18 protein-coding genes are annotated in these 23,571 nt (G+C 30.1%); 13 read left to right on the forward strand and 5 right to left on the reverse strand.

Annotation, left to right across the window (positions count from 1 at the left end):
• Positions 1–2,994 (reverse strand): SusC/RagA family TonB-linked outer membrane protein, encoded by a 2,994-nt coding sequence (locus J3359_RS16655; protein ID WP_208078215.1) that lies wholly within the window; start codon positions 2,992–2,994, stop codon positions 1–3.
• A 553-nt stretch (positions 2,995–3,547) separates the two neighbouring features.
• Between J3359_RS16655 and acs the strand changes: the two genes are divergently transcribed.
• Positions 3,548–5,455, forward strand: coding sequence for an acetate--CoA ligase (gene acs / locus J3359_RS16660; RefSeq protein WP_208078216.1), 1,908 nt, complete (start codon positions 3,548–3,550; stop codon positions 5,453–5,455).
• A 366-nt stretch (positions 5,456–5,821) separates the two neighbouring features.
• Positions 5,822–6,589: a DUF6503 family protein gene (locus tag J3359_RS16665; RefSeq protein WP_208078217.1), complete on the forward strand. Its 768-nt coding sequence runs from the start codon at positions 5,822–5,824 to the stop codon at positions 6,587–6,589.
• A gap of 88 nt (positions 6,590–6,677) precedes the next feature.
• Here J3359_RS16665 and J3359_RS16670 read toward each other — a convergent pair whose 3' ends face one another.
• Both J3359_RS16670 and J3359_RS16675 read right to left on the reverse strand, forming a co-directional pair.
• The gene (locus J3359_RS16670) at positions 6,678–7,220 is read right to left on the reverse strand and encodes an NUDIX hydrolase (protein ID WP_208078218.1); all 543 of its coding nucleotides are present in this window, start codon (positions 7,218–7,220) and stop codon (positions 6,678–6,680) included.
• A 253-nt stretch (positions 7,221–7,473) separates the two neighbouring features.
• Complete coding sequence (locus J3359_RS16675; protein ID WP_208078219.1) at positions 7,474–8,562, reverse strand: M42 family metallopeptidase; 1,089 nt, start codon at positions 8,560–8,562, stop codon at positions 7,474–7,476.
• A gap of 130 nt (positions 8,563–8,692) precedes the next feature.
• Between J3359_RS16675 and J3359_RS16680 the strand changes: the two genes are divergently transcribed.
• From J3359_RS16680 to J3359_RS16690, 3 genes are all read left to right on the forward strand, one after another.
• A complete protein-coding gene (locus J3359_RS16680) occupies positions 8,693–9,580 on the forward strand; it encodes an ATP-binding cassette domain-containing protein (RefSeq protein WP_208078220.1) in 888 nt (295 codons plus the stop codon).
• Positions 9,581–9,642: 62 nt separating this feature from the next.
• Complete coding sequence (locus tag J3359_RS16685; RefSeq protein ID WP_208078221.1) at positions 9,643–13,299, forward strand: ABC transporter permease/M1 family aminopeptidase; 3,657 nt, start codon at positions 9,643–9,645, stop codon at positions 13,297–13,299.
• Positions 13,300–13,325: 26 nt separating this feature from the next.
• The gene (locus tag J3359_RS16690; protein ID WP_208078222.1) at positions 13,326–13,979 is read left to right on the forward strand and encodes a lysoplasmalogenase; all 654 of its coding nucleotides are present in this window, start codon (positions 13,326–13,328) and stop codon (positions 13,977–13,979) included.
• 344 nt (positions 13,980–14,323) lie between these two features.
• Here the strand turns inward: J3359_RS16690 and J3359_RS16695 are convergent, their stop codons facing one another.
• The gene (locus tag J3359_RS16695; protein WP_208078223.1) at positions 14,324–14,704 is read right to left on the reverse strand and encodes a DoxX family protein; all 381 of its coding nucleotides are present in this window, start codon (positions 14,702–14,704) and stop codon (positions 14,324–14,326) included.
• Positions 14,705–14,789: 85 nt separating this feature from the next.
• Here J3359_RS16695 and J3359_RS16700 point away from each other — a divergent pair, with 85 nt between their 5' ends.
• The 8 genes from J3359_RS16700 to J3359_RS16735 all read left to right on the forward strand — a co-directional run bounded on the left by J3359_RS16700 (position 14,790) and on the right by J3359_RS16735 (position 22,667).
• Positions 14,790–15,872: an esterase-like activity of phytase family protein gene (locus J3359_RS16700; protein ID WP_208078224.1), complete on the forward strand. Its 1,083-nt coding sequence runs from the start codon at positions 14,790–14,792 to the stop codon at positions 15,870–15,872.
• Between the two features lie 37 nt (positions 15,873–15,909).
• Positions 15,910–16,425, forward strand: coding sequence for a DUF6913 domain-containing protein (locus J3359_RS16705; RefSeq protein WP_208078225.1), 516 nt, complete (start codon positions 15,910–15,912; stop codon positions 16,423–16,425).
• A gap of 105 nt (positions 16,426–16,530) precedes the next feature.
• Complete coding sequence (dapA, locus tag J3359_RS16710) at positions 16,531–17,406, forward strand: 4-hydroxy-tetrahydrodipicolinate synthase (protein ID WP_208078226.1); 876 nt, start codon at positions 16,531–16,533, stop codon at positions 17,404–17,406.
• Between the two features lie 348 nt (positions 17,407–17,754).
• Complete coding sequence (locus J3359_RS16715; protein WP_208078227.1) at positions 17,755–18,615, forward strand: outer membrane protein assembly factor BamD; 861 nt, start codon at positions 17,755–17,757, stop codon at positions 18,613–18,615.
• Positions 18,616–18,625: 10 nt separating this feature from the next.
• The gene (locus J3359_RS16720) at positions 18,626–18,946 is read left to right on the forward strand and encodes a DNA-directed RNA polymerase subunit omega (protein WP_208078228.1); all 321 of its coding nucleotides are present in this window, start codon (positions 18,626–18,628) and stop codon (positions 18,944–18,946) included.
• Positions 18,946–20,154, forward strand: coding sequence for a bifunctional phosphopantothenoylcysteine decarboxylase/phosphopantothenate--cysteine ligase CoaBC (gene coaBC / locus J3359_RS16725; RefSeq protein ID WP_208078229.1), 1,209 nt, complete (start codon positions 18,946–18,948; stop codon positions 20,152–20,154). The genes J3359_RS16720 and coaBC overlap by 1 nt, the downstream gene beginning before the upstream one ends.
• Positions 20,155–20,283: 129 nt before the next feature.
• The gene (porD, locus tag J3359_RS16730) at positions 20,284–21,174 is read left to right on the forward strand and encodes a type IX secretion system protein PorD (protein ID WP_208078230.1); all 891 of its coding nucleotides are present in this window, start codon (positions 20,284–20,286) and stop codon (positions 21,172–21,174) included.
• 245 nt (positions 21,175–21,419) lie between these two features.
• Positions 21,420–22,667, forward strand: a complete 1,248-nt coding sequence (locus tag J3359_RS16735) for a transposase (protein WP_496559661.1) — start codon at positions 21,420–21,422, stop codon at positions 22,665–22,667.
• A 233-nt stretch (positions 22,668–22,900) separates the two neighbouring features.
• Here J3359_RS16735 and J3359_RS16740 read toward each other — a convergent pair whose 3' ends face one another.
• A complete protein-coding gene (locus tag J3359_RS16740; protein WP_208078232.1) occupies positions 22,901–23,251 on the reverse strand; it encodes a helix-turn-helix domain-containing protein in 351 nt (116 codons plus the stop codon).
• Positions 23,252–23,571 lie beyond the last annotated feature (320 nt).

Below are 23,571 nucleotides of genomic sequence, written 5' to 3' on the forward strand. Positions count from 1 at the left end.
TTAAAATGATGTGTTAATTCCTATAAAAAATGATCTTAATGTAGGGTATGCACTTAATTCTATACCAGCATTATATAAAGCTCCTCCAGGTAATTCTGCTGTGAATCCTGAAAATTTCTTAACGATAAAAGGATTTTTAGCAGTTGCATAAATTCTAACTCTATTAAAGAAACTAGTCGTATTTTCTTTTAGTGTGTAGCCTAAAGTAATGTTATTTACTCTAAAAAAATCTGCTGATTCTAAATAATAATTAGAAGATAATGGCACTTCATTAAAAGCTCTTCGTCCAGTATTACTTGGTCTACCAGAAGTCCAACGATTATTAAATACAGATTGTTCTATGTTTTCGTTTCCAAAACGCTGTGCTCTTTTACCATTATATACTTTAGCGCCTAAACTTGTGTAGGTGTCTACTGCCAAGTCGAAATTTTTGTAGTTAAAACCAAAATTAAAACCAATATTGTATTTAGGAATAAAAGAGCCCATAAACTTTCTGTCTCCTTCATCTGTAATTCCATTGTTATTAACATCATCATAAACAAACTCTCCTTTATCGTCTATTCCTATTACGTCGTATAGGAAAAAACTACCTACTGGTTGCCCTACTCGAACTCTTTTTGTGTATTGGCCATTTCCTAGATAGCCTCCAATAGATTCATTAAAGTACGGATTGGTTACTTTGGTTAATTTGTTTTTATTTAAAGCAAAATTTAAGCCTACATTGTATTTTAAATTGTCATTAATTTCGTCTTGCCAATTAAGTGTAGTTTCTATTCCTTTATTTTCTATTTCACCAATATGGTCTAAATACGGGTCTATACCAAAAACGTCTGGTAATTTTATTTGAAGAATAGCATTTGAAGTTTTCTTGATGTAAAAATCGACTTCTCCACTTAATTTGTAGTCAAATAAAGTAAACTCAGCACCAAAATTTAACTCTTTGGTAGTTTCCCAACTTAAATTTTCTGCTAATGTGGAAGATATTGTTGTACCTTGATTAAGGTTTTGATTAGCTCCAAAAGGATAAAAACCTCCATCTCCAGTAGATAACGTAACTATTTGTAGAGGTACATTTTGGTTTCCTACCTCACCATAACCTGCTCTTAGTTTTAGCTTGTCGAAAAAAGAATCTTCCATAAATTTCTCTTTTGTTACTATCCAACCTGCACTAATAGCGTAAAAGTTACCAAATTTAAAATCTTTTTTAAACTGACTAGAACCATCTCTTCTAAAAGAAGCGCCTAAAAGGTATTTGTTTTTATAATCGTAATTAATCCTTGCAAAGTAAGAGTTTAATCTTTTGTATGGAGAGAAACCTCCAGACGAATTTCTAGTTTCGTTATTATCTCCATTATTTAGGTTGTATCTTAAATTCTTATTTAAAGGAACATTTATAGCAGTACCTAATAGTTCTTCAGACCTATCTTCTTCAGAGCTCGTACCTATAGTTGCATTAAAATTATGTATATCGTTAAATGTTTTATTATAGGTTAGGTAATTGTCTATAAACCAATGATATTTATTGGTGTGTCTTACGGATAAAAAAGTTTTTTCTCTATCTGCATTTCCGTTAAAATATAGTTGCTCCGAATTGGATGGGTTATTTGCTAAAAAAGAGCCTAACCGATCTTCGAAAGTATGAAAACGAGCATACTCTGTTTCAATAGAGAAAGCAGAGGTGTAAGATAAAGATTCTAATATTTTGTAATTTACTTTAAAGGTTCCTTGTACTTTAAAATAACGTTGTTTTTCGTCTTGAAAATCTAAATCTTTTACAGGATTACCCACATTGTTAATTCCAATAGAAGAACCATAAGCTCCGTTTTTATCTCTAATTGGTATGGTAGGGCTTTGTTTATATGCAGTTGTAAATGCATTAAAATTTTTAGGTACAGAATTTGCTAATTGTACATTTATACTGTTAGAAAAGTTTAACTTACTATTTAATTCGTAATCGATATTACTACGAAGTGTTAGTCTATTAAAATCGTTACCAATTAAAATACCTTCTTCTTTATTAAAACCAGCACTAAAGAAACCTCTAATTTTTTCAGACCCACCAGAAGCAGAGATATTATAATTAGATACTCTACCAACTCTTGTTATTGCATCTAACCAGTTTGTGTTGTATGGTTGACCAGATAAAATAAAATCGCTTTTATCGTTATCGTTGGTTGCATCATCATCTCTTTGTAAATCTCTTAAAATAGCTTCGTTACTATAAGTTATAAACTCATTCGAATTCGCTAATTTAACTTTGTTTAATATGGATCTTGCTCCAGTAAATGTATCAAAGGTTAGTTTAATTTTTCCTTTTTTTCCTTTTTTAGTTGTAATTATTAATACTCCGTTAGAAGCTCTATTTCCATAAATAGCTAGAGCAGAAGCATCTTTTAAGACATTCATTGTAGCGATGTCTGATGTGTTTATATTATTAATATTATCTGTTAAAATTCCATCGACAACATATAATGGATTTTCATTCCCTAAAACAGTTCCTAAACCTCTAATAATTACTTTAGAAGCTTGGCCAGGAGCATCGGATGCGATAATTTGCACACCAGCAGCTTTCCCCTGTAATGCCTGTGTAGCGTTTAATACAGGTTCCTTTGCTAATTCTTCTCCTTTAATACTTACAACAGAACTCGTAAGAACTGTTTTTTTACGAGTACCATAACCAACTACTACAATTTCACTTAAACTATTCTGTTCTTCTTCGAGTACAATTTTATATTTTGTTTCTGTAGTTACTTGAATCTCTTTTGTGGAGTAACCTAAGTATTGTACAACTAATATTTCTCCTTTTTTTGCATTTAAAGAAAAATTCCCGTCAAAATCTGTTTGTGTTCCGTTTGTGGTTCCTTTTAAAATAACGCTAGCTCCTAATAAAGGGGAGTTATTTTTGTCTGTAACAACTCCTTCAATTTTTTTTTGAGCTAAAGTAACTTGTCCTATAGTTAAGCAAAAAAACAAGCAAAAAATCTTTATTTTCATATTGAAATGTAATTTGATATTATTTGTGTCTGTAAATATAGTTTGTTATTCTAAAAACAAGAGTGTAGTAGTTTTTTGTAAATTATTTTTTCACTTAATTATTTTATTTTCAGTGTTTTAAAATGTTGTTTTATGTTGTTATTTAACAAATTGATGTATAATTGATGTGGGTGTTTTTGGATTTTTTTAGGAGTATAAATTGAAGAAGGATTGTTTTATAAAAAAAAATCAATAGATATAAATATGGTTTTTAACTATTAATCTAAAATAAAAATTGATGAATAAAACCTTTTTTTGTAATTCTAGAAATCGATTATTAAGACTCTGCATCTGGTGTATTGTCATTGTAATTTTACAAATAATCATAGTGCCTCCTAAAATGTTCAAGAAATATTAGTTGAGCCTATAAGAATATCAAGTAGAGATGTGCAGGTTACACATTTAAATTAGAATAAATTGTTTTTTGTAGTTAAATTAATGTTATAGATAGAAAAAATAGTAAAAAGAAATATAAATTTTATATTTTTAAAATCTCAAAAAAAACAACCGAATTATGAGTAACTACCACATCAAACACTTAGAAGAATATTATCAAGTTTATAGAAAATCGATTCGAGAGCCAGAAAATTTTTGGGAAGAAGTTGCAGAAGAGCATTTTTTATGGCGTAAAAAATGGGATAAAGTTTTAGATTGGGATTTCTCTAAACCAGAAATTAAATGGTTCGAAGGTGCAAAATTGAACATTACAGAAAACTGTATCGATAGACATTTAGCGACTCGTGGCGATAAAACAGCCATTTTATTTGAGCCAAATAATCCCAAAGAACCAGCAGAACACATCACTTATAGGCAATTGCACAAAAGAGTTAATCAGTTTGCGAATGTTTTAAAAGAAAATGGCGTTAAAAAAGGAGATAGAGTTTGTATTTACGTTCCTATGATTCCAGAATTGGCAATTTCTGTGTTGGCTTGTGCAAGAATTGGAGCAATTCATTCTGTAGTTTTTGCAGGATTTTCATCAACAGCATTAGCAACTAGAATAAACGATTCCGATTGTAAGATGGTCATTACTGCAGATGGTTCTTACAGAGGGAAAAAAACAATCGATTTAAAAGGAATTGTAGACGAAGCCTTAGAAAGTTGTGCAGGTGTAAAAAACGTTTTGGTGGCAAAAAGAATACATTCTGATATTCATATGGAAGAAGGTCGTGACAAATGGTTGCAACCACTTTTAGACGAAGCTTCCACAGAATGTACTTCAGAAGTAATGGATGCAGAAGATCCGTTGTTTATTTTATACACATCTGGTTCTACAGGAAAGCCAAAAGGAATGGTGCATACCACAGGTGGTTACATGGTGTATACAGCTTATACCTTTAAAAATGCTTTTCAATATACGGAAAATGATGTGTATTGGTGTACAGCAGATATTGGTTGGATTACTGGACACTCATACATTGTTTACGGCCCATTAGCAAACGGAGCAACCACTGTTTTGTTTGAAGGTGTGCCAAGTTATCCAGATTTTGGTCGTTTTTGGGAAGTGATAGAAAAACATAAAATAAATCAATTTTATACAGCACCAACTGCCATTAGAGCCTTGGCAAAACAAGGAACAGAATTGGTAGATAAATACGATTTATCGTCCTTAAAAGTGTTAGGTTCGGTTGGAGAACCTATTAACGAAGAAGCTTGGCACTGGTATAACGATAATGTTGGGAAAAAGAAAAGTCCGATTATTGATACTTGGTGGCAAACAGAAACTGGTGGAATGATGATTACCCCAATTCCTTTTGTAACACCTACAAAACCAACCTATGCAACCTTACCTTTTATCGGGATTCAACCTTGTTTAATGGACGAAAATGGAGACGAATTAAAAGGAAATCAGGTAGATGGACGCTTGTGTATAAAATTTCCTTGGCCAAGTATTGCCAGAACTATTTGGGGAAATCATCAACGATACAAAGAAACCTATTTTTCGGCCTACGAAAACAAATATTTTACGGGCGATGGCGCTCTAAGAGACGAAGTTGGGTATTACAGAATTACGGGTAGAGTAGATGATGTAATTATTGTTTCTGGGCATAATTTAGGAACTGCACCAATTGAAGATGCTATAAACGAGCATCCAGCAGTTGCAGAATCTGCAATTGTAGGTTTTCCACACGATATTAAAGGAAGCGCTTTGTATGGTTATGTTATTTTAAAGGATACAGGAGAAAGCAGAGACCAAACGAATTTACGAAACGAAATCAATCAGATAATTACAGAACATATTGGGCCAATTGCGAAGTTAGATAAAATTCAATTTTCGGAAGGATTGCCAAAAACACGTTCAGGAAAAATTATGAGACGTATTTTACGTAAAATAGCATCCAATGAAATAGAAAACTTAGGAGATACAAGTACGTTGTTAAATCCAGAAGTAGTGCAGAATATTATTGATAATAGATTGTAGATGAGAACTTAAAGGTAGAGTTGCTCAGAGTTTTTCGCAGAGATACGCAAAGTTGTATTTTTTTTTGACATAGATTTCACGGATTTTCGCTACTCGCTTTTTATTACCTAAGGGCAATAAAAGGGCTCAAACAGATAGCTGTCTTGATCGCAGTCGAAAGGCTCTGTATTTAGTACTCTTACTGAATCTTAATAAAATTAGGTTTTTAACACAGGTTATTTCGACCTTGTGAAGAAATCTCAGGAATTAATTTAAAAATGGAAATTTCTAGACTTCACTATGTTTCGCTCGATATTTTGTTTATATTACTTTGTAATTATCGAATTTAAAACTCAACTTTATCAAGAAATAAGAACAAACTAAATAATGAAAAAACTAATTTTACTTCTAATTATCTCATTTGTAGTTTCTTGTAAAAAAGATTCCAAAAAAGTAACAAAAAAAGAAGAAATACCAACTATTAAAAAAGAACATTTTCCAGACCAATTAAGTAAAGTTTTCGATGCACATGGAGGAATTAAAGCGTGGAGAAATGCCAAAGTTTTATCTTTTAATAAAGACGAAGAAGTACATACAACAGATTTAGAAACAAGGCACATTGTAATAAATTCGCCAACATATTCCTTAGGTTACAATGGAAAAGAAGTTTGGTTAGATGAAACAAAAGAAGGTGCTTACAAAGGAAATAAAGATTTTTATTACAATTTATTTTTCTACTTTTATGCAATGCCATTTGTTTTAGCCGACGACGGAATTACGTACGAAAAAGCAGATGAGATTACTTTCGAAGGAACCAATTATCCAGGTTATAAAATTTCTTATAATGCAGATAAAGGAACTTCGCCAGACGATAATTATATTATTTATTACAATCCAAAAACGTATCAAATGGAATGGTTGGCATATACAGTTACTTTCAATTCTAAAGAACCAAGTGATAAATACAATCTAATTCGTTATAATTCTTGGGAAAACGTAAACGGATTATTATTACCAAAAGCAATTACATGGTACAAAAAAGACGAAAAAGGAATGCCAACAGAACCAGCAAAACCTGCAATGGAGTTTACTTTGCCACTGGTAAGTCAAGGAAAATTAGCGGATTCGTTTTTTGATAAACCAGTTAGTAAGTAGGTAGTGTTCAGTTGGTAGTGTTCAGTCTTCAGTAGGCATTGTTCAGTTATCAACTTTGCGATTTTGCGAAAGAAAAAAGTCATTGGTTTTACGACAAAGCTTTAATAATCTCATCATAAACAGAAACATAATACTCATGAAACCTCGGAAGCAAAACGTTTTCGAGGTTTTTTGTATTTTTTAAAACAGTTAAATCAAATAATTGCAAACCTGCAACTTCTTCAGCTTGCATTTTTAATTTTTCCACAGGCACTTTTAATTCAACAATAAAAACATGATGAAACTCGTTATCTTGAATTCCGTTTTTGTGCGAAATATTTTGAATTGTAGTTCCAATTTTAATGAATTCTTTTTCTTTTAGTTCTAAACCAATTTCTTCGAAAACCTCTCTTTTAGCCGCAGATAAAACAGATTCTCCTGCTCCAATATGTCCAGCAACAGAAATATCCCATAAACCTGGAAATACTTCTTTTGTAAAAGCTCTTTTTTGAAGTAAGATTTTTTTGTTTGCAGTAAATAACCAAATATGCACAGTTGCGTGAAACCAACCATTTTTATGCGCTTCCGATTTTAGGGCGGTTTTACCTGTTGGTTTTCCTTCGGGTGTTATAATGTCTATTAGTTCGTCCATTTTTTTTAGATACAGATTTTCACAGATAAAATGGTTTGCGAATATTTGTGAAAGTATGTTGTTCTTTAGTTTGTTATTGTTAAATTAATTGTTGAAAGCCCCTTCAGGTTTTTAAAACCAGATGGGTCTAAACTCTATTTTAAATTTTTTCAACACAAAGATTCGTAAAAATCTGTGTCAACTTTTTTTTCAACAGTAAAAATTAGAGAAATTCGTTTTTAAATTTTATCTCTATAATTTTCTGTGCAATAACCTATTCGAAATAAGAAAAAGTTTCGCCATCTTTAATCTTCAATAACGTTTCATAAATCATTTTAATTACATTTTCTACATCATCTTTATGCACCATTTCTACAGTTGTGTGCATGTATCTTAAAGGTAAAGAAATTAATGCAGAGGCAACACCACCATTACTATATGCAAAAGCATCAGTATCTGTTCCTGTAGCTCTCGATAAAGCAGAGCGTTGAAAAGGAATGTTTTTTTCCTCGGCAGTTTCTGTAATTAAATCACGTAATTTTTGTTGTACAGCAGGTGCATAAGCAACCACTGGTCCTTTTCCGATTTCTAAATGTCCTGCTTTTTTTTGCTCGATCATTGGAGTAGTAGTATCATGCGTTACATCTGTTACAATTGCTACATTTGGTTTAATTCTTTGGGTAATCATTTCTGCACCTTTTAAACCAATTTCTTCTTGTACAGAGTTTGTAATATACAATCCGAAAGGTAATTTTTTCTTGTTTTCTTTCAATAAACGCGCAACTTCAGCAATCATAAAACCACCCATTCTGTTGTCTAAAGCACGACAAACAAACTTATCGCCATTTAATATATGGAAAGTATCTGGATACGTAATTACACAACCCACATGAATTCCTAAAGCTTCTACTTCTTCTTTTGTTGCACAACCAGTATCAATAAAAATATTATCTGGTTTTGGTGCTTCTTCTTTCGATTTGTCTCTGGTATGAATTGCTGGCCAACCAAAAATACCTTTTACAATGCCTTTTTTGGTATGAATATCTACAATTTTACTTGGTGCAATTTGGTGGTCTGAACCTCCATTTCTAATCACATAAATTAAACCATTATCAGAAATATAGTTTACATACCAAGAAATCTCATCTGCATGCCCTTCTATAACAACTTTGTATTTTGCATCTGGGTTTATTACACCCACAGCAGAACCATAGGTGTCTGTAATAAATTCATCTACATAAGGTTTTAGATATTCCATCCAAATTTTTTGCCCTTCCCATTCGTAACCAGTTGGAGCTGCATTGTTTAAGTATTTTTCTAAAAATGTAAGGGATTTTTTATTTAATATTGATTTTTTTGCCATAATATCTTTCTATTTTTTGTAAAAATAAAACGTTTTTTTGATTTCAATTCAAATAAAATTTAAAAAATTGTAACAAATGTTGTTAATTGCATACTAATGCAACAAGTAAAACAAATCTAAAACTAAGAGAATGAAATTAGTAATAAAAAACTTAACAAAGACTTATAAAAACGGCGTAAAAGCAATAGATAATTTAAGTATTGAAATTGGTACAGGAATGTTTGGTTTATTAGGGCCAAATGGTGCTGGGAAATCTTCTTTAATGCGAACAATTGCAACTTTGCAAAGCCCAGATTCTGGTTCCATTACTTTTGGAGATATTAATGTTCTAGAAGATAATATGTCTTTAAGAAAGGTTTTAGGTTATTTACCACAATCTTTTGGAGTATATCCAAAAATGTCGGCAGAAGATTTGTTAGATTATTTTGCAACTTTAAAAGGAGTTTCTAATAATGATGAAAGAAAAGCTATTGTAAAAGAAGTTTTAGAAATTACGAATTTATACGATGTAAGAAGAAAACACGTTGCAGGTTATTCTGGAGGAATGAAACAACGTTTTGGAATTGCACAATTGCTATTAAACAACCCTAAATTAATTATTGTAGACGAACCAACTGCTGGTTTAGATCCTGCAGAAAGACATCGTTTTTTAAACGTTTTACGTGAAGTTGGTACGAATTGTACAGTAATTTTTTCGACACACATTGTAGAAGATGTAAAGGAATTATGTAATGAAATGGCAATTTTAAACGGAGGAAAAATTTTAAAACATACAACTCCATTAGAAGCTACGCAAGAATTGGAAGGCTCAATTTGGACGAAAATAATTCAAAGAGAAGATTTAGATGCAGCAGAGGCAAGTTTTAATATTTTATCTTCGAATTACAATCAAGATAATACCTTAAACATAAGAGTACATGCTTTAGAAAAACCTTCAGAAGAATTTGTGGCTACGAAACCACAATTAGATGATGTTTATTTTATTGCTTTAAAACAAGATGAACCTGTTTTAGCTTAAAGTTCAATACTCGAAATTTTAGATACTAAACATTTAAATATTTATACAATTACACATTTCATATGTTTTCAACAATATTCAAACAAGAATTAAAATACTGGTTTAATAGACCCGTAACTTATATTTACGCTGTAATTTTCTTTTTAATAGCTGTATTTTTATCTGCAAGTTCCGCAGGAATTTTCGATAATTTAACAGTTACAACAGGTTCTTCGAAAATAGTAAATTCTCCAATGGCAATAAATGGACTATTTAATACAATGGCTGTTCTATTATTTTTCTTATTTCCATCTATAATTGGTGTTGCGGTTTATAGAGATTACAAAAGCAATATGCATTCCATTTTATATTCCTATCCGTTTTCGAAATTTAATTATTTATCAGCAAAATTTTTAAGTGCATTTACAATTGTATTACTAATTATTTTAATGGCAGGATTCGGTTTGTTTATTGGTTTTCGATTGCCAGGAACGAACCAGGAATTGGTAAATGCTTTTAATTTTTCTGCCTATGCACATGCCTATTTGGTGTATATTATTCCTAATGTTTTGCTGTTTGGAATTATTATTTTTGGAGTGGTAACTTTTACAAGAAATATTGCTGCTGGTTTTATAACAGTGGTTTTGTTACTATTTGTACAATCTATTGCAGAAAGTTTTCTATCAAACCCAGACCACCGTTTTTGGAGTGCTCTTTTCGACCCATTTGGAGGTCAAGCAGCGAGTTATTATACGCGCTATTGGACAGTTGCAGAACAAAACGAATTAATGCCACCATTAAAAGGTGTAATTATTTACAACAGGTTATTGTGGTTAGGAGTTGCTAGTTTAGTAATGTTGGGGGTATATAAGCTATTTTCGTTTAGCCAGAATGCATTTACTTTTAGCTTAAATAAGAAAAAAGGCGAAAGGTCTATAAAACAAAACTTTGGAGGTATTACTAGAATTAACCTACCGAAAGCAACTTACGATTATTCTTTTTGGAATGATGTAAAAATTACTTGGAAGCTTTCAAATATAGATTTTAAATATATTGTAAAAAGTTGGCCATTTATAGCTATTTTGTTAGTTGGTTTAATTTCCATAATAATAATTGCAAATACTGCTGGTGAAATTTTTGATACAAAAACATTACCAACAACTTGGCAAATGCTACTCTTACCTGGAGGAACATTTACGTTTTTTATTAATTTATTAACTTTTCTATACGCAGGAATGCTTATTAGAAGAGGAGAAACTGCAAGAGTAAATCATTTAGTAGATGTAACTCCTGTAAAAAATTGGACACTTTTACTTTCTAAATTTGTTGCCATATTAAAAATGCAAGTGGTTTTATTATCAGTAATAATGGTTGCTGGAATGGTTTTCCAGACTTATAAAGGCTATTATAATTTTGAAGTTGGCCATTATTTATTTGAATTGTACGCTTTAATGTTTATTCATTTTGCAATTTGGGCTTTATTGGCAATGTTTGTTCAAACCATTGTAAAGAACCAGTATTTAGGCTTATTTGTTTTATTAATATTATTAATAGGAATTCCGCTATTGTCTTTGGCAGGAATAGAGCAAATTGTATTTAAATACAACCAAGCACCAGGTTATAGCTATTCAGATATGAATGGTTATGGAGCCGCATTTAGTAAATATTTTACCTATAAAACCTATTGGTTTGTTGGTGGAATTGTATTGTTAATGTTAGCTAAATTATTTTGGACGAGAGGAGTTCCGAATTCATTTGCAGAGCGTTTAAGAATAGCGAGGAAAAGAGCAAATGGAAAAATAACAGCAGTTATTGTTATTTTATCGTTGGTGTTTTTGGCTATTGGAGGTAGAATTTATTACGAAACCAATTACTTAAACGAAAGTGTTTCCTCAAAAGAAGTAGAAAAATTAAGGGTAAAATGGGAGAAAACCTATAAAAAGTTCGAAAATCGTGCACAGCCAAGAATTGTTGCTGTAAATGTAGATATGAATATTTTTCCGAAAACGAGAGATTTTACATCATCTGGAACTTATAAAATGATTAATAAAACCAATGAGGTTATCGATAGTATTTTCTTGAGCTATAACGAATATCCAAGTACATTTACTTTCGATAGAGAAAATGATTTAGTTTCAAAAGATACTGTTTATAATTTCGATATTTATCAGCTTAAAGAACCATTACAACCAGGAGATAGTGTAACTCTTTCCTTTAAGGTTAAAAATGAAGAAAACACATTTTTAACTAGTAAATCTCCAGTAAGAGAAAATGGAACATTTGTTAATAATACAGCCTTGTTTCCATCTTTAGGATACTCTTCTGAAAGAGAATTGTCTGACGATCAAACAAGAAAAAAATACAATTTACCACCAAATAAATTAAAACCAGAACCAACAGATTCTACAGCTTTGGGAAACACCTATATTTCTAGAGATGCAGATTGGATAGATTTTGAAGCAACAGTTTCAACCGCGAAAGATCAAATTGCCATTGCACCAGGATATCTTCAAAAAGAATGGATGGAAGGAGATAGAAGATATTTCCACTATAAAATGGATAGTAAAATATTAAATTTCTATGCTTTTAATTCTGCCAGATATGAAATTAAAAAAGAAATGTGGAATGGAATTAGTTTAGAAATCTATTACCACAAACCACATACATATAATTTAGATAGAATGATGAAAGGAATGAAAGCTTCTTTAGATTATAACACGAAGAACTTTAGCCCTTATCAACATAAACAAGTAAGAATTATAGAGTTTCCAAGAACAGGAGGAAGTTTTGCGCAATCATTTCCAAACACAATTCCATTTTCGGAAGGTGTAGGTTTTATTGCAGATGTAGATGATACAAAAGATGGAGGTGTAGATTATCCTTTTGCAATTACAGTACATGAATTGGCACATCAGTGGTTTGCGCATCAAGTAATTGGAGCAGATGTTTTAGGAGCAACTTTAACATCGGAAAGTATGTCGGAATATGTTTCTTTAAAAGTATTAGAACACCAACAAGGAAAAACAAAAATGCGTAAGTTTTTAAAAGATGCATTAGATGGTTACTTAATGGGAAGAACTTTCGAATCTAAAAGAGAAAAACCTTTAATGTATAACGATGGTCAAGGATATATCCATTACCAAAAAGGGTCTATGGTTTTATACGCAATAAGCGATTATATTGGCGAAGAAAACTTTAATGGAGCAATTAAAAAATACGTAAATAAAGTAAAGTTTCAAGAGCCACCTTACACAACCTCCATAGAAATGGTCGATTTTATTAGAAAAGCAACACCAGATTCTTTACAATATGTAATTAAAGACATGTTCGAAACCATTACTTTATATAAAAATAGAATTGTAAACGTAGCTTCTACAGAACTAGAAAACGGAAAGTATAAGGTAGATATCGAATTTGAAGTTTCTAAATATAGAAATAACGAAAAAGGAAAACGTTATTATAGTGATAATAAAAAAGATTCTATTTCCTATACTAAAGAAGGTTCTAAAAAACCTATTTATTCGGTTCCTTTGGCAGATTATATAGATATTGGTATTTTTACAGAAGAAGAAATTGATGGTGAAAAGGAAGAAAAACAATTGTACTTTAAAAAGCATAAGATTACTCAAATTAATAATAAAATTACCATTATTGTAGATAAGAAACCAACAGAAGTTGGTGTAGATCCTTACAACAAATTAATCGACACAAAATCTAACGATAATAGAAGGAAATTATAAACAGACAAAAACAACTATAATTAAACATGACAAAAAAAAATAGAATAGCAGCTGTTTCCTTACTCTTTATAGTAGTTGTTATTTTTCATTTATATGGACTTTTACAGAACAATACATTAGCATTTTTTACAAAACCATTTTTAATGATAACTTTAGTTATTATTTACTTGGTATCTGTTAAAAAGCCTAATTTTTGGTATGTTTCTGCTTTATTCTTTTCTTTTTGGGGCGATGTTTTCTTGCTTTTTAAACAAGAGTTCTTTCTTTTTGGTTTGGCATCTTTTCTGTTTGCACATCTCTTATTTATAAAAATTTCAGCAAGGTTTTTAAAGAAAATTAAACCTCAGAAAATACGAATAGTTTCAATACCATTTGTAATTATTTTTATAAGTCTATTATGGCTTTTAATAGATAACTTAGGCGATTTTTTAATTCCAGTAATTGTTTATGGAATTACCATTTCTACTTTTGGAGCTGTTACTCTTTTAAACTATGTGCAAGAAAAAAGTACAGAAAACCTATGGTTGTTTTTAGGAGCATTTATTTTTATAATATCAGACAGTGTTTTGGCAATTAACAAGTTTTACGAAGCCAAAGAAATATATGGTATTATAATAATGGTAACCTATATTGTAGCTCAATATTTAATATGTAAGGCTTTAATAGCGAAAGAATCTTAAAGAAAACTACCCATAAGCAGTAACAAAAAAAGCAACTACTTTTGTAGTTGCTTTTTTAGATAGGGGTAAACTTCTATATCTTTTAACTATTGTTGTTAGGGCAACTCAAGTAAAATTTTCTATTTACCAGTTAGGGGTTATTGTGTTTTTAATATGTTTATTTCTAACACGTTGCAATTATAGTGAAAAAAATGTTAAAAAATAGATTAAAAGAAAAATAATGTGTTTTATTTTAATTAGATTTTAAATTTAAAATCTAAAGCCCAAAAAATAATTGAACTTAACTCTAGCAAAGAGAAGAGGTTTTTAGCAGTCTAATTTCAAAAAAAAAATAGTTGAAACTCTTACCCAAAAAAAGGAATATTCTTTCTTTTAATATAAAGAACAGTAAAAGCTACAAATAAAGATAAACACGCAGCAGCAAACAATAAACCACCATCGTTATTATGGGAGATACCAAGAATAGTTAAATGAGAAAAAATAGCTCCACTCATTAAACCAACAATCATAATGGCTCCTAACCAGATTGCTTTAGGAATAAAAAAAAGAATACAAGCAATTAGTTCTAAAACACCAGTTCCAATTCTTAGATAAGCTTCATTTTTACCTGCTAATTTTGTAAATAAAACAACACTTTCTTCTGCACCCGAAAATTTATAAAAAAGTGTTTGTAATATAATTACAGATATAATTATTTTAAAAATGAAGATACTTTTATAAACCATGTCGATTATTTTTTTTTTTAGACGAATTATTCATTTTAAGCTTACTTCATTCATAAAAAAAGTAACTTTGCAAGAAACCTTAAAAATGAAAAATTTTATTTACTTTATTTTTTTCTGTATTGCTTTTGCTGGCTGCAAGAAAGAACCTCAAACAAAACTTCAATTTTTAGATGAATATATTTTACAGGATTCAACGTATATAAAAAATACTTTAATAGGAGGGCTGTCTGGAATAGATTACGCAAACGGATTTTATTATTTTGTGGTAGATGATGCAAAAAAACCAAGATTTTTAAAAACAAAAATAATTGTTGAAGAAAATAAAATTAAAAAGATAGCAGTTAAAGATGTTGTGTTTTTAAAAGATTCCACAACTACTTTTTATACTGAAAACCATTTAGATTTAGAATCTATTTTTGTGGATGAAATTACCAATGAAGTCAATTTTGTAAGTGAAGGTTCTGTACACTATAAAAAAACACCTTCCGTTTTTAAAACTGACTTAAAAGGTAATTTTGTTGAAAGTTTTTCGCTTCCCAAAACATTGGAAAACGAACAAAATATGCATCATAATGCCACTTTTGAAGCTTCTTCCAAAAGTTTCGATAAAAAAGGTTTTTGGGTAGCTATGGAAGGTGTTTTAAAATCGGATGGAGTAGAGCCAACATTTACAAAAACCAATTCTCCTATTAGAATTACTTATTTCGATAAAAAAACAAATAAAGCGACAAAACAATTTGCTTATCAATTAGAATACATAACAAAGCCAGCCAAAGGAAATTTAAACTTAAATGGAGTTACTGCGATTTTAGAATACGAAGAAAATTGTTTTTTTGTTATAGAAAGAACCTACCAAAGTGGTTATGGGAGTTATGGAAACATTATTCGAATTTTCGATGCTCAAATTGAAGAAAATTCAACAAATAGTATAGCAATAGATTCATTAAGCAATACAGCATTTTTACCTCTTAAAAAACGATTACTATTTAATTTTGAAGATGTAAAAGACAAATTAACAGATGGAATTATAGATAATATAGAAGGTATTACATTTGGCCCCAAATTAGCCAATGGAAATAAATCACTTATTTTGGTTTCCGACGATAATTTTCAAGCGTATGGAAAACAATTAAATCAATTTATTCTGTTAGAAATTACCCACAAATAATTCTTATTTTTACAACCTTTAGAATTAATATTTTCGAATGAGATTTACCAAACTAAAACACAATATTCTTCAAACAAAGTTCGACAAAGCTTTGCAGAAATCTACTGATAATAGAATGGTTTCTCAAAAGAAAATTCAGTCTGTAGGCATTTTAACTTCAGAAGAAATTTTTTCGAAACTAGATATTACATCGATTATAGAAGAGGTTTTAGAAGTTAGAAATGCAAAAATATATAGTTTTAGACCTTACAGTAAGTTAGACGAATTTTCGTATAAACATTTTTCTGAAAACGATATCAATTGGAAAGGAACATTCGTTCAAGAAAATTTCGAGAGTTTTTTACAACAACCTTTCGACTTGTTAATTGGTTATTTTAACAAACCAAATTTGTATATAGAAAGTGCTGTTTTACAGTCGAAAGCAACTTTTAAAGTGGGGTTTTCGAATGTAAATTCAAACTTGTTTGAAATAGAAATTTCAGAGGATATTTTACATATAAACGAATTTACATTGGAGTTAAAAAAATACCTTCAAATTATAAAAAAGCTTTAAAATTAAACTTTAATTATAAAGTTGTTTATTCTTTCTAAGAATTTATAAAAGTATAAAAATATCAATCTTAAAAGTGTAATTTTGTACTTCTAAAAAGAAAAAAAGATGCAAGAGTTTATTGGAACAGGAGTTGCCTTAATTACCCCTTTTAAAGAAGATTTAAGTGTAGATTTTGATGCACTTGTAAAACTGGTAAATTTTAACATACAAAATGGTACAGATTACTTGGTAATTAATGGTACAACAGGAGAAAGTGCTACAATTTCGAAAGAAGAAAGAAAACAAATTATAAACGTTATTGTAAAAACTAATAACAAACGTTTGCCTTTAGTTTTAGGTATTGGTGGTAACAATACGTTAGAAGTTGTAAAAGATATACAAACAACCGACTTAACAAATATCGATGGTATTTTATCAGTAGCACCTTATTATAGTAAGCCAACACAAGAAGGGTTTTATCAGCATTTTAAAGCAATTGCAGAAGCTACAGAGAAACCAATTATTTTATACAACGTTCCAGGAAGAACCGCAAAAAATATGGAAGCTTCTACAACCATTCGTTTGGCGAAAGATTTTAAAAACATAGTTGGTGTAAAAGAAGCAGGTAATAATACACAACAATATTTAGAATTATTACGAGACAAACCAGCAGATTTTTTAATTATTTCTGGTGATGATGATTTGGCTTTAGGAGTAACTTTAGCAGGAGGTGCTGGAGTAATATCTGTAATTGGGCAAGCATTTCCAAAAGAATTTTCTACGATGATTAATTGTGGTTTACAAGGAAAAAATAAAGAAGGTTACTCGATTCATTTTAAAATGATGGAAATTATCGACTTAATTTTTGCTGAAAATAATCCTGCAGGAATAAAAGCCGTTTTACAAGAATTAAGCATTTCTTCAAGTTATGTAAGACTTCCTTTAGTGCCAGCAAGTAAAGAGTTACAGGCAAAAATCGCAAAACTTGTGAATGATTTTTAAAACGGATAAACATGTTTAGGCTATTATTTTTTAATTATTTGATGGTAAAATATCTTTCATTATAACTTCACAAATAAGACATTGTTAAGATTAACAAACTTTTAGGAACACTTTATTCATTTTTTTGTTGTTTTGTGATGATAATTACACAACGCAATTAATCGTGTAAAAAATCGTTTTATTTTCGAAAAATGTTGCTTAATGTTGTGCATTAAGTTCCCTTTGAAAATGTTATCTAGGACTTGCGAATGCTTAACAAGTTTCAGTATTTCAGGAACTAAAAGAAAAGAATTATTTAAGAAAAAATAAATTCTTTTATTATCCATTATTAATCACTAATTTTGCCCGATGCAAAAAATAAAAAATTTAGCGTGTTTATTTACACTTAGTTTACTACTGTTTTCATGTGGTGAATATCAAAAAGTATTAAATAAAGGTACTGCAGAAGAGCAGTATAAAATGGCCGTAAAAATGTACGAAAGTCAAAAATACGGTAAAGCTTTGCGTTTATTCGAAAAAGTAACACCAGCTTATAGAGCAAAACCTCAAATGGAGCGTATTCAATTTATGATAGCACAGTCTAATTATAACGAGAAAAATTATCCATTGGCAGGTTATTATTTCGATCGTTTTACAAAAAACTATCCAAAAAGTTCTAAGAAAGAAGAAGCCGCATTTTTATCTGCAAATAGTTACAAATTAGCCTCTCCACGTTTTAGTTTAGATCCAACAGACACGAACAAAGCATTGGAAGCTTACCAGAGTTTTATTAATACATACCCAGATTCCGATAGAATTGACGAAGCAAATAAAGATTATAAAGAACTACGTTATAAATTAGAGAAAAAATATTTCGAAATTGCAAAAACGTATTATAGAACAGCAGATTACGATGCTAGAAATTACAAAGCAGCAATACAAGCTTTCGATAACTTATTAGAAGATTATTTAGGAACATCGTTTAAAGAAGAAGCTTTGTATTATCGATTTAAAGCAGCAAACGACTTTGTTTTTAAAAGTACAGATAGAAGAAAAAAAGAACGTATTAAAGATGCTATAGATGCTTATGATAAGTTGGTAAGAAGCTTTCCTAAAACAACTTATTTAGAAGAAGTTAACGAAATGTTGGCTAAACTTCAAAAAGAAGAAGCAAGAATAGATGCTATAATAGCAAAAATGAAAAAAATAGAAAATATTCAAAAGAAATAATAATTTAATTATGGATTATAAAGATACAAAAGCGGCTCCAACAACAATTACTTACGACAAGAACAAATTGGAAGCGCCAACAGAAAATATTTACGAGGCGATTTCTATTATTGCAAAAAGAGCAGAACAAGTAAATAATGATTTGAAAAAAGAATTGGTAGAGAAATTAGACGAATTTGCAACTTATAACGATAGTTTAGAAGAGGTATTTGAAAATAAAGAACAAATAGAAGTTTCTAAATTTTACGAAAGATTACCAAAGCCTACTGCAATTGCTGTAGAAGAATGGTTAAACGATAAAATTTATCACAGAACTCCAGACGCACAATAATGTCTGTTTTAAGCGGAAAAAAAATTCTATTAGGAATCACTGCTGGAATTGCCGCTTATAAAACGGCTAGTTTGGTCCGTTTATTTATAAAATTAGACGCAGAAGTCAAAATTATTATGACGCCTGCGTCTAAAGATTTTATAACACCTCTCACGCTTTCCACACTTTCTAAAAATCCTGTTCATTCTACTTTTTACGATAAAGAAGACGAGAATGAATTATGGAACAATCACGTAGATTTAGGTCTTTGGGCAGATTATATGATAATTGCTCCAGCAACTGCAAACACCTTGTCTAAAATGACCCATGGAACTTGCGATAATTTGTTGTTAGCAAGTTATTTATCTGCAAAATGTCCTGTTTATTTTGCGCCTGCAATGGATTTAGATATGTACATTCATCCATCTACGAAACAAAGTTTAGATACATTACAACGTTTTGGAAACATTCTAATTCCTGCAACCTCAGGCGAATTGGCAAGTGGTTTGGTAGGAGAAGGAAGAATGGCAGAGCCGCAAGATATTGTTTCTTTTATGGAAAACGATATTCTGTCTAAATTACCGTTAAAAGGAAAAAAATTATTGCTAACAGCTGGTCCCACTTACGAAGCAATAGATCCTGTTCGTTTTATAGGAAATCATTCTTCAGGAAAAATGGGGTTTGCAATCGCAAAAGCGGCTGCAAATTTAGGAGCAGAAGTGTTCTTAATTTCTGGGCCTTCGCATCAACAAATAAAACATTCTTTTGTTCATAGAATAGATGTAGTTTCTGCAGAAGAAATGTACAAAGCATCACACAAATATTTTGGTGAAGTAGATATTGCGATACTTTCTGCAGCAGTTGCAGACTATAAACCAAAAAACATTGCGACTCAGAAAATAAAAAAGACAGATGCATCGTTAGAGATTCATCTTGCACCAACAAAAGATATTTTGGCTTCTTTAGGAGCCATTAAAAAACATCAATTTTTAGTTGGTTTTGCGTTGGAAACAAATAACGAGTTAGAAAATGCAAAAGGTAAGTTAGCTAGAAAGAATTTAGATGCGATTGTATTAAATTCTTTACAAGATAAAGGTGCAGGTTTTGCGACAGACACAAATAAAATTACTATTATTGATAAAAATTTGAATGAAAAAGCATTCGAACTAAAATCGAAGCAAGAAGTAGCCAAAGACATTATCAACGAAATTATAAAGAAACTAACTTAATATTTCTTGTCTCCTCGAGCATTATTGAAAAATGAAATGATTTTCAGTTTGAAGATAAAAGCGTAGCTTGCGAGAGGTTTTTTAGTTAGTTCTCGACTGCGATCGAACAGACCATTAAAACACATTAAAGTGCAAAAAATATTAATTACCTTTATACTATTCTTCTCAATTTTAAGCTTAAATGCTCAAGAATTAAATTGCTTGGTAACTATAAATTCCGAGCAAATTGCAGGTTCTAATAAGCAAGTTTTTTCTACACTCCAAAAAGCATTAACAGAATACATTAATCAAACAAAATGGACAAATAAAACGGTTAAACCAGAAGAGCGTATCGATTGTGCAATTACCATGATTATTACTTCTAGAGATAACAATAATTTTAAAGCGACGTTGCAAGTACAATCTACAAGACCTATCTATAATTCTAGTTATGCAAGTCCTGTTTTAAATATAAAAGACAACGATTTTTCTTTTAAATATAATGAGTTCGATCCGTTAATTTACAATAGAAATTCTTTCGATAGCAACTTAGTTTCTACCATTGTTTTTTACGTAAATGTAATTTTAGGATTAGATGCAGATACTTTTTTAAAGTTTGGTGGAGAAGCACAATTAAAAGAAGCACAAAATGTAATGTTGCAAGCACAGCAGAGTGGTTTGGCAACTTGGCAAAATGTGGTGGGGAAACAAAATAAATATTTATTGATAGATAATTTGTTATCTCCAAAATTAAAAGCCTACAGAAATACATTGTACAATTACCATAGAAAAGGTTTAGATTTGTTTTTTTCGAATAAAAATGCAGGCAAACAAGGTGTAGAAGACAGTGTTATTGCTTTGCAGAACATTTACAACAAATCAATTGGAAATTACTTAATTCGTTTGTTTTTCGATGCAAAAGGCGATGAGTTGGTAAATATTTATTCAGAAGGTCCAGGAACTAGAAATAAAAACCAGTTGATACAAACTTTAAGAAAAATATCTCCAAACAATAATTCTAAGTGGAGAAAGATGGATTAAATGGCTTTCTTTTATAGGCGCTTTCATAAAACAACGAATCCCTTGTTTTTACGAGGGATTTGTTGTATTTTGTAGCTATAATAAACCCCGAAAATGGCCAATATAGGCAAAAAACGGGGTTTTAATTTCGACAATTATGAAAGTACGAAGAATTTCTGAAATGCAACACCGCATTTCAATTTTTTCCCCTCAGCGAGAATTATGATGCTCATTATGCGCGATTTTTAGAGGGAGATTTAGGTAAAATCTACTCTGCAATTCCTTGGAATGATTTAGTTAGCTCTTTTGGTATTTCTGAACAATCAAAAGGGAGAAACTATCTTTTTAGTCCTAAAGGAAGACTAGGTTTAATGTTTTTAAAACATTATGCTAATTGTTCAGATAGAAAATTGATTGAGCAACTAAACTCGAATTTAGACTATCAATTTTTCTGTGATATAGAACTAGGTTTTGAACGCTTAACAAACTATAAAATAGTGAGCCAAATACGTTGTGAATTAGCAGAGAAACTCGATATTAATTCCATAGAAAAAATTCTATTCAACTCTTGGAAAAACGAAATTGAAAACCCCAATCAAATTGTAATGGATGCTACTTGTTATGAAAGTGAAGTTCGTTACCCTAGCATCCAAAAATTACTTTGGGAGTCGGTTCATTGGTTGTACAATCAATTACGTAAAACCTGCTCTATATTAGGGGTTAAAATGATTAGAAGTAAATATATCAAGTGGAAAAAACGTTATCAAGGATTTAGTAAAATGCGAAGAAAAACCAAGTCGAAACGTATTTCATTAACCCGAGGTTTACTCAATCTGTTAAGTAAATTTATCAACTTTGAAAAAGAGTTGTCAGAAAATCACAATATTGAGTTTATAGCTTTGTATTATAAGCGAATAAATACAATTCAAAGGATTTACAAACAACAAAAAGATCATTTTGATACAGGAGAAAAAATCAAAGATAGAATTGTAAGCATTCAAAAGGATTATATTCGTCCTATTGTTCGAGGAAAGGAAGTAAAACCTGTTGAATTTGGAGCAAAAGTTAACAAAGTTCAAATTGATGGAATTAGCTTTATCGAACATATTAACTTTAATGCATTTCATGAAGGAAATCGTTTTATTCAAACAGTCCAAAAAGCACAAGGATTAACTCGAAAAAAAGTAAAAATAGCTGGAGCAGATAAAATTTATGCCACCAATAAAAATAGAAAACACTGTAGTTCTAAGAACATAGAAACAGACTTTATCCCCAAGGGAAAAAAGCCGAAAAATCATAAAGAAAAAAAGCAACTTAGAGCTATTATCGCAAAAGAAAGAGCTACAAGATTAGAAGGTTCTTTTGGAAAGGATAAAGAATATTATCACTTACGAAAAATAAAAGCCAAAACTAAAAAGAATGAAATTCTATGGATATTCTTTGGAATACACACAGGGAATGCTCTTGAAATTGGCCGAAGAAAAATAGCTAAAACAGCACAACAAGTAGTCTAAATTTGAAGCATTGAATATAGTTTTATGGGAGAGGTATGTCTTGTTGGGAAGTTTTTAAGAAACTGAACACTTAAAACAGCTTTAAAACAAAAATTGAGGGTAGAATTTAAATAATTCTGCCCGCAATTTTAGCTGCATTTTTAAAAATAACCTATTTTCTGAATGTGCCTTTATAAAACAAGCTTGTCTTAAAGATAAGGCTCCATATTAGATTAAAACTTATCAATTCTTAATTACTTATAATTACTTATCATTTTTTCTAATAAAACAATGTAAGCATCTTTTTCTTTTAGTCTTAATTCATATTGCTCAATTAGCTTTATGTCACACGAGGTACAAAAATTTTCTTTTGCAACATTACTATTTAATGGATCTGTAACTTCCTCTCTTTTTAATAAATCTTCAGGCTTTATATTGTATAAATTACAAATAGCGTTTATATAATTTACCCAAGAATGGCAAGTGCCATGTTCAATTCTATTATAAGCAGATTGCGATATTTGTAAATAATCAGCTACTTTTTCTTGACTAAAACCTTTTTGTATACGCAGTTTTTTTAACTTTTTAGCAACTAATAAATTCATTTTAAATCTTTTAAGTAAAGGTATAAAAAATAATAGTAGCAGTAAAATTACAGAAAAAATAATTTTCTAGTAGAAAAAAGCAATAGAATTAGTTTTAATTATTTAATTTTTTCTGTTAAAAAACACTAATTGTTTCATAAATTAAGGTTAAAAATAATTTTTTTGTTTTATGTAATTTACTGTTAATAAGTGATTTGTGTTTTTTTATGCAAAAAACGGGTAACCTTACCCGATATACGAATAACACTTTAACTAGAAACAGTTATACTTTTACACAAGTATTTATCGCATAAATATATCTTTTTTTTGTGTACTAAATG

This window comes from Polaribacter cellanae (assembly GCF_017569185.1).
Classification (GTDB): domain Bacteria; phylum Bacteroidota; class Bacteroidia; order Flavobacteriales; family Flavobacteriaceae; genus Polaribacter; species Polaribacter cellanae.

Excerpts from the sequence above, each read along its gene's own strand:
- J3359_RS16720 (WP_208078228.1), top strand. The coding sequence starts at position 18,626 with ATGGATTATAAAGATACAAAAGCGGCTCCAACAACAATTACTTACGAC.
- J3359_RS16705 (WP_208078225.1), top strand. The coding sequence starts at position 15,910 with ATGAGATTTACCAAACTAAAACACAATATTCTTCAAACAAAGTTCGAC.
- J3359_RS16700 (WP_208078224.1), top strand. The coding sequence starts at position 14,790 with ATGAAAAATTTTATTTACTTTATTTTTTTCTGTATTGCTTTTGCTGGC.
- J3359_RS16685 (WP_208078221.1), top strand. The coding sequence starts at position 9,643 with ATGTTTTCAACAATATTCAAACAAGAATTAAAATACTGGTTTAATAGA.
- acs (WP_208078216.1), top strand. The coding sequence starts at position 3,548 with ATGAGTAACTACCACATCAAACACTTAGAAGAATATTATCAAGTTTAT.
- J3359_RS16715 (WP_208078227.1), top strand. The coding sequence starts at position 17,755 with ATGCAAAAAATAAAAAATTTAGCGTGTTTATTTACACTTAGTTTACTA.
- J3359_RS16655 (WP_208078215.1), bottom strand. The coding sequence starts at position 2,994 with ATGAAAATAAAGATTTTTTGCTTGTTTTTTTGCTTAACTATAGGACAA.
- J3359_RS16695 (WP_208078223.1), bottom strand. The coding sequence starts at position 14,704 with ATGGTTTATAAAAGTATCTTCATTTTTAAAATAATTATATCTGTAATT.
- dapA (WP_208078226.1), top strand. The coding sequence starts at position 16,531 with ATGCAAGAGTTTATTGGAACAGGAGTTGCCTTAATTACCCCTTTTAAA.
- J3359_RS16665 (WP_208078217.1), top strand. The coding sequence starts at position 5,822 with ATGAAAAAACTAATTTTACTTCTAATTATCTCATTTGTAGTTTCTTGT.
- J3359_RS16680 (WP_208078220.1), top strand. The coding sequence starts at position 8,693 with ATGAAATTAGTAATAAAAAACTTAACAAAGACTTATAAAAACGGCGTA.
- J3359_RS16690 (WP_208078222.1), top strand. The coding sequence starts at position 13,326 with ATGACAAAAAAAAATAGAATAGCAGCTGTTTCCTTACTCTTTATAGTA.
- J3359_RS16670 (WP_208078218.1), bottom strand. The coding sequence starts at position 7,220 with ATGGACGAACTAATAGACATTATAACACCCGAAGGAAAACCAACAGGT.
- J3359_RS16740 (WP_208078232.1), bottom strand. The coding sequence starts at position 23,251 with ATGAATTTATTAGTTGCTAAAAAGTTAAAAAAACTGCGTATACAAAAA.
- coaBC (WP_208078229.1), top strand. The coding sequence starts at position 18,946 with ATGTCTGTTTTAAGCGGAAAAAAAATTCTATTAGGAATCACTGCTGGA.
- J3359_RS16675 (WP_208078219.1), bottom strand. The coding sequence starts at position 8,562 with ATGGCAAAAAAATCAATATTAAATAAAAAATCCCTTACATTTTTAGAA.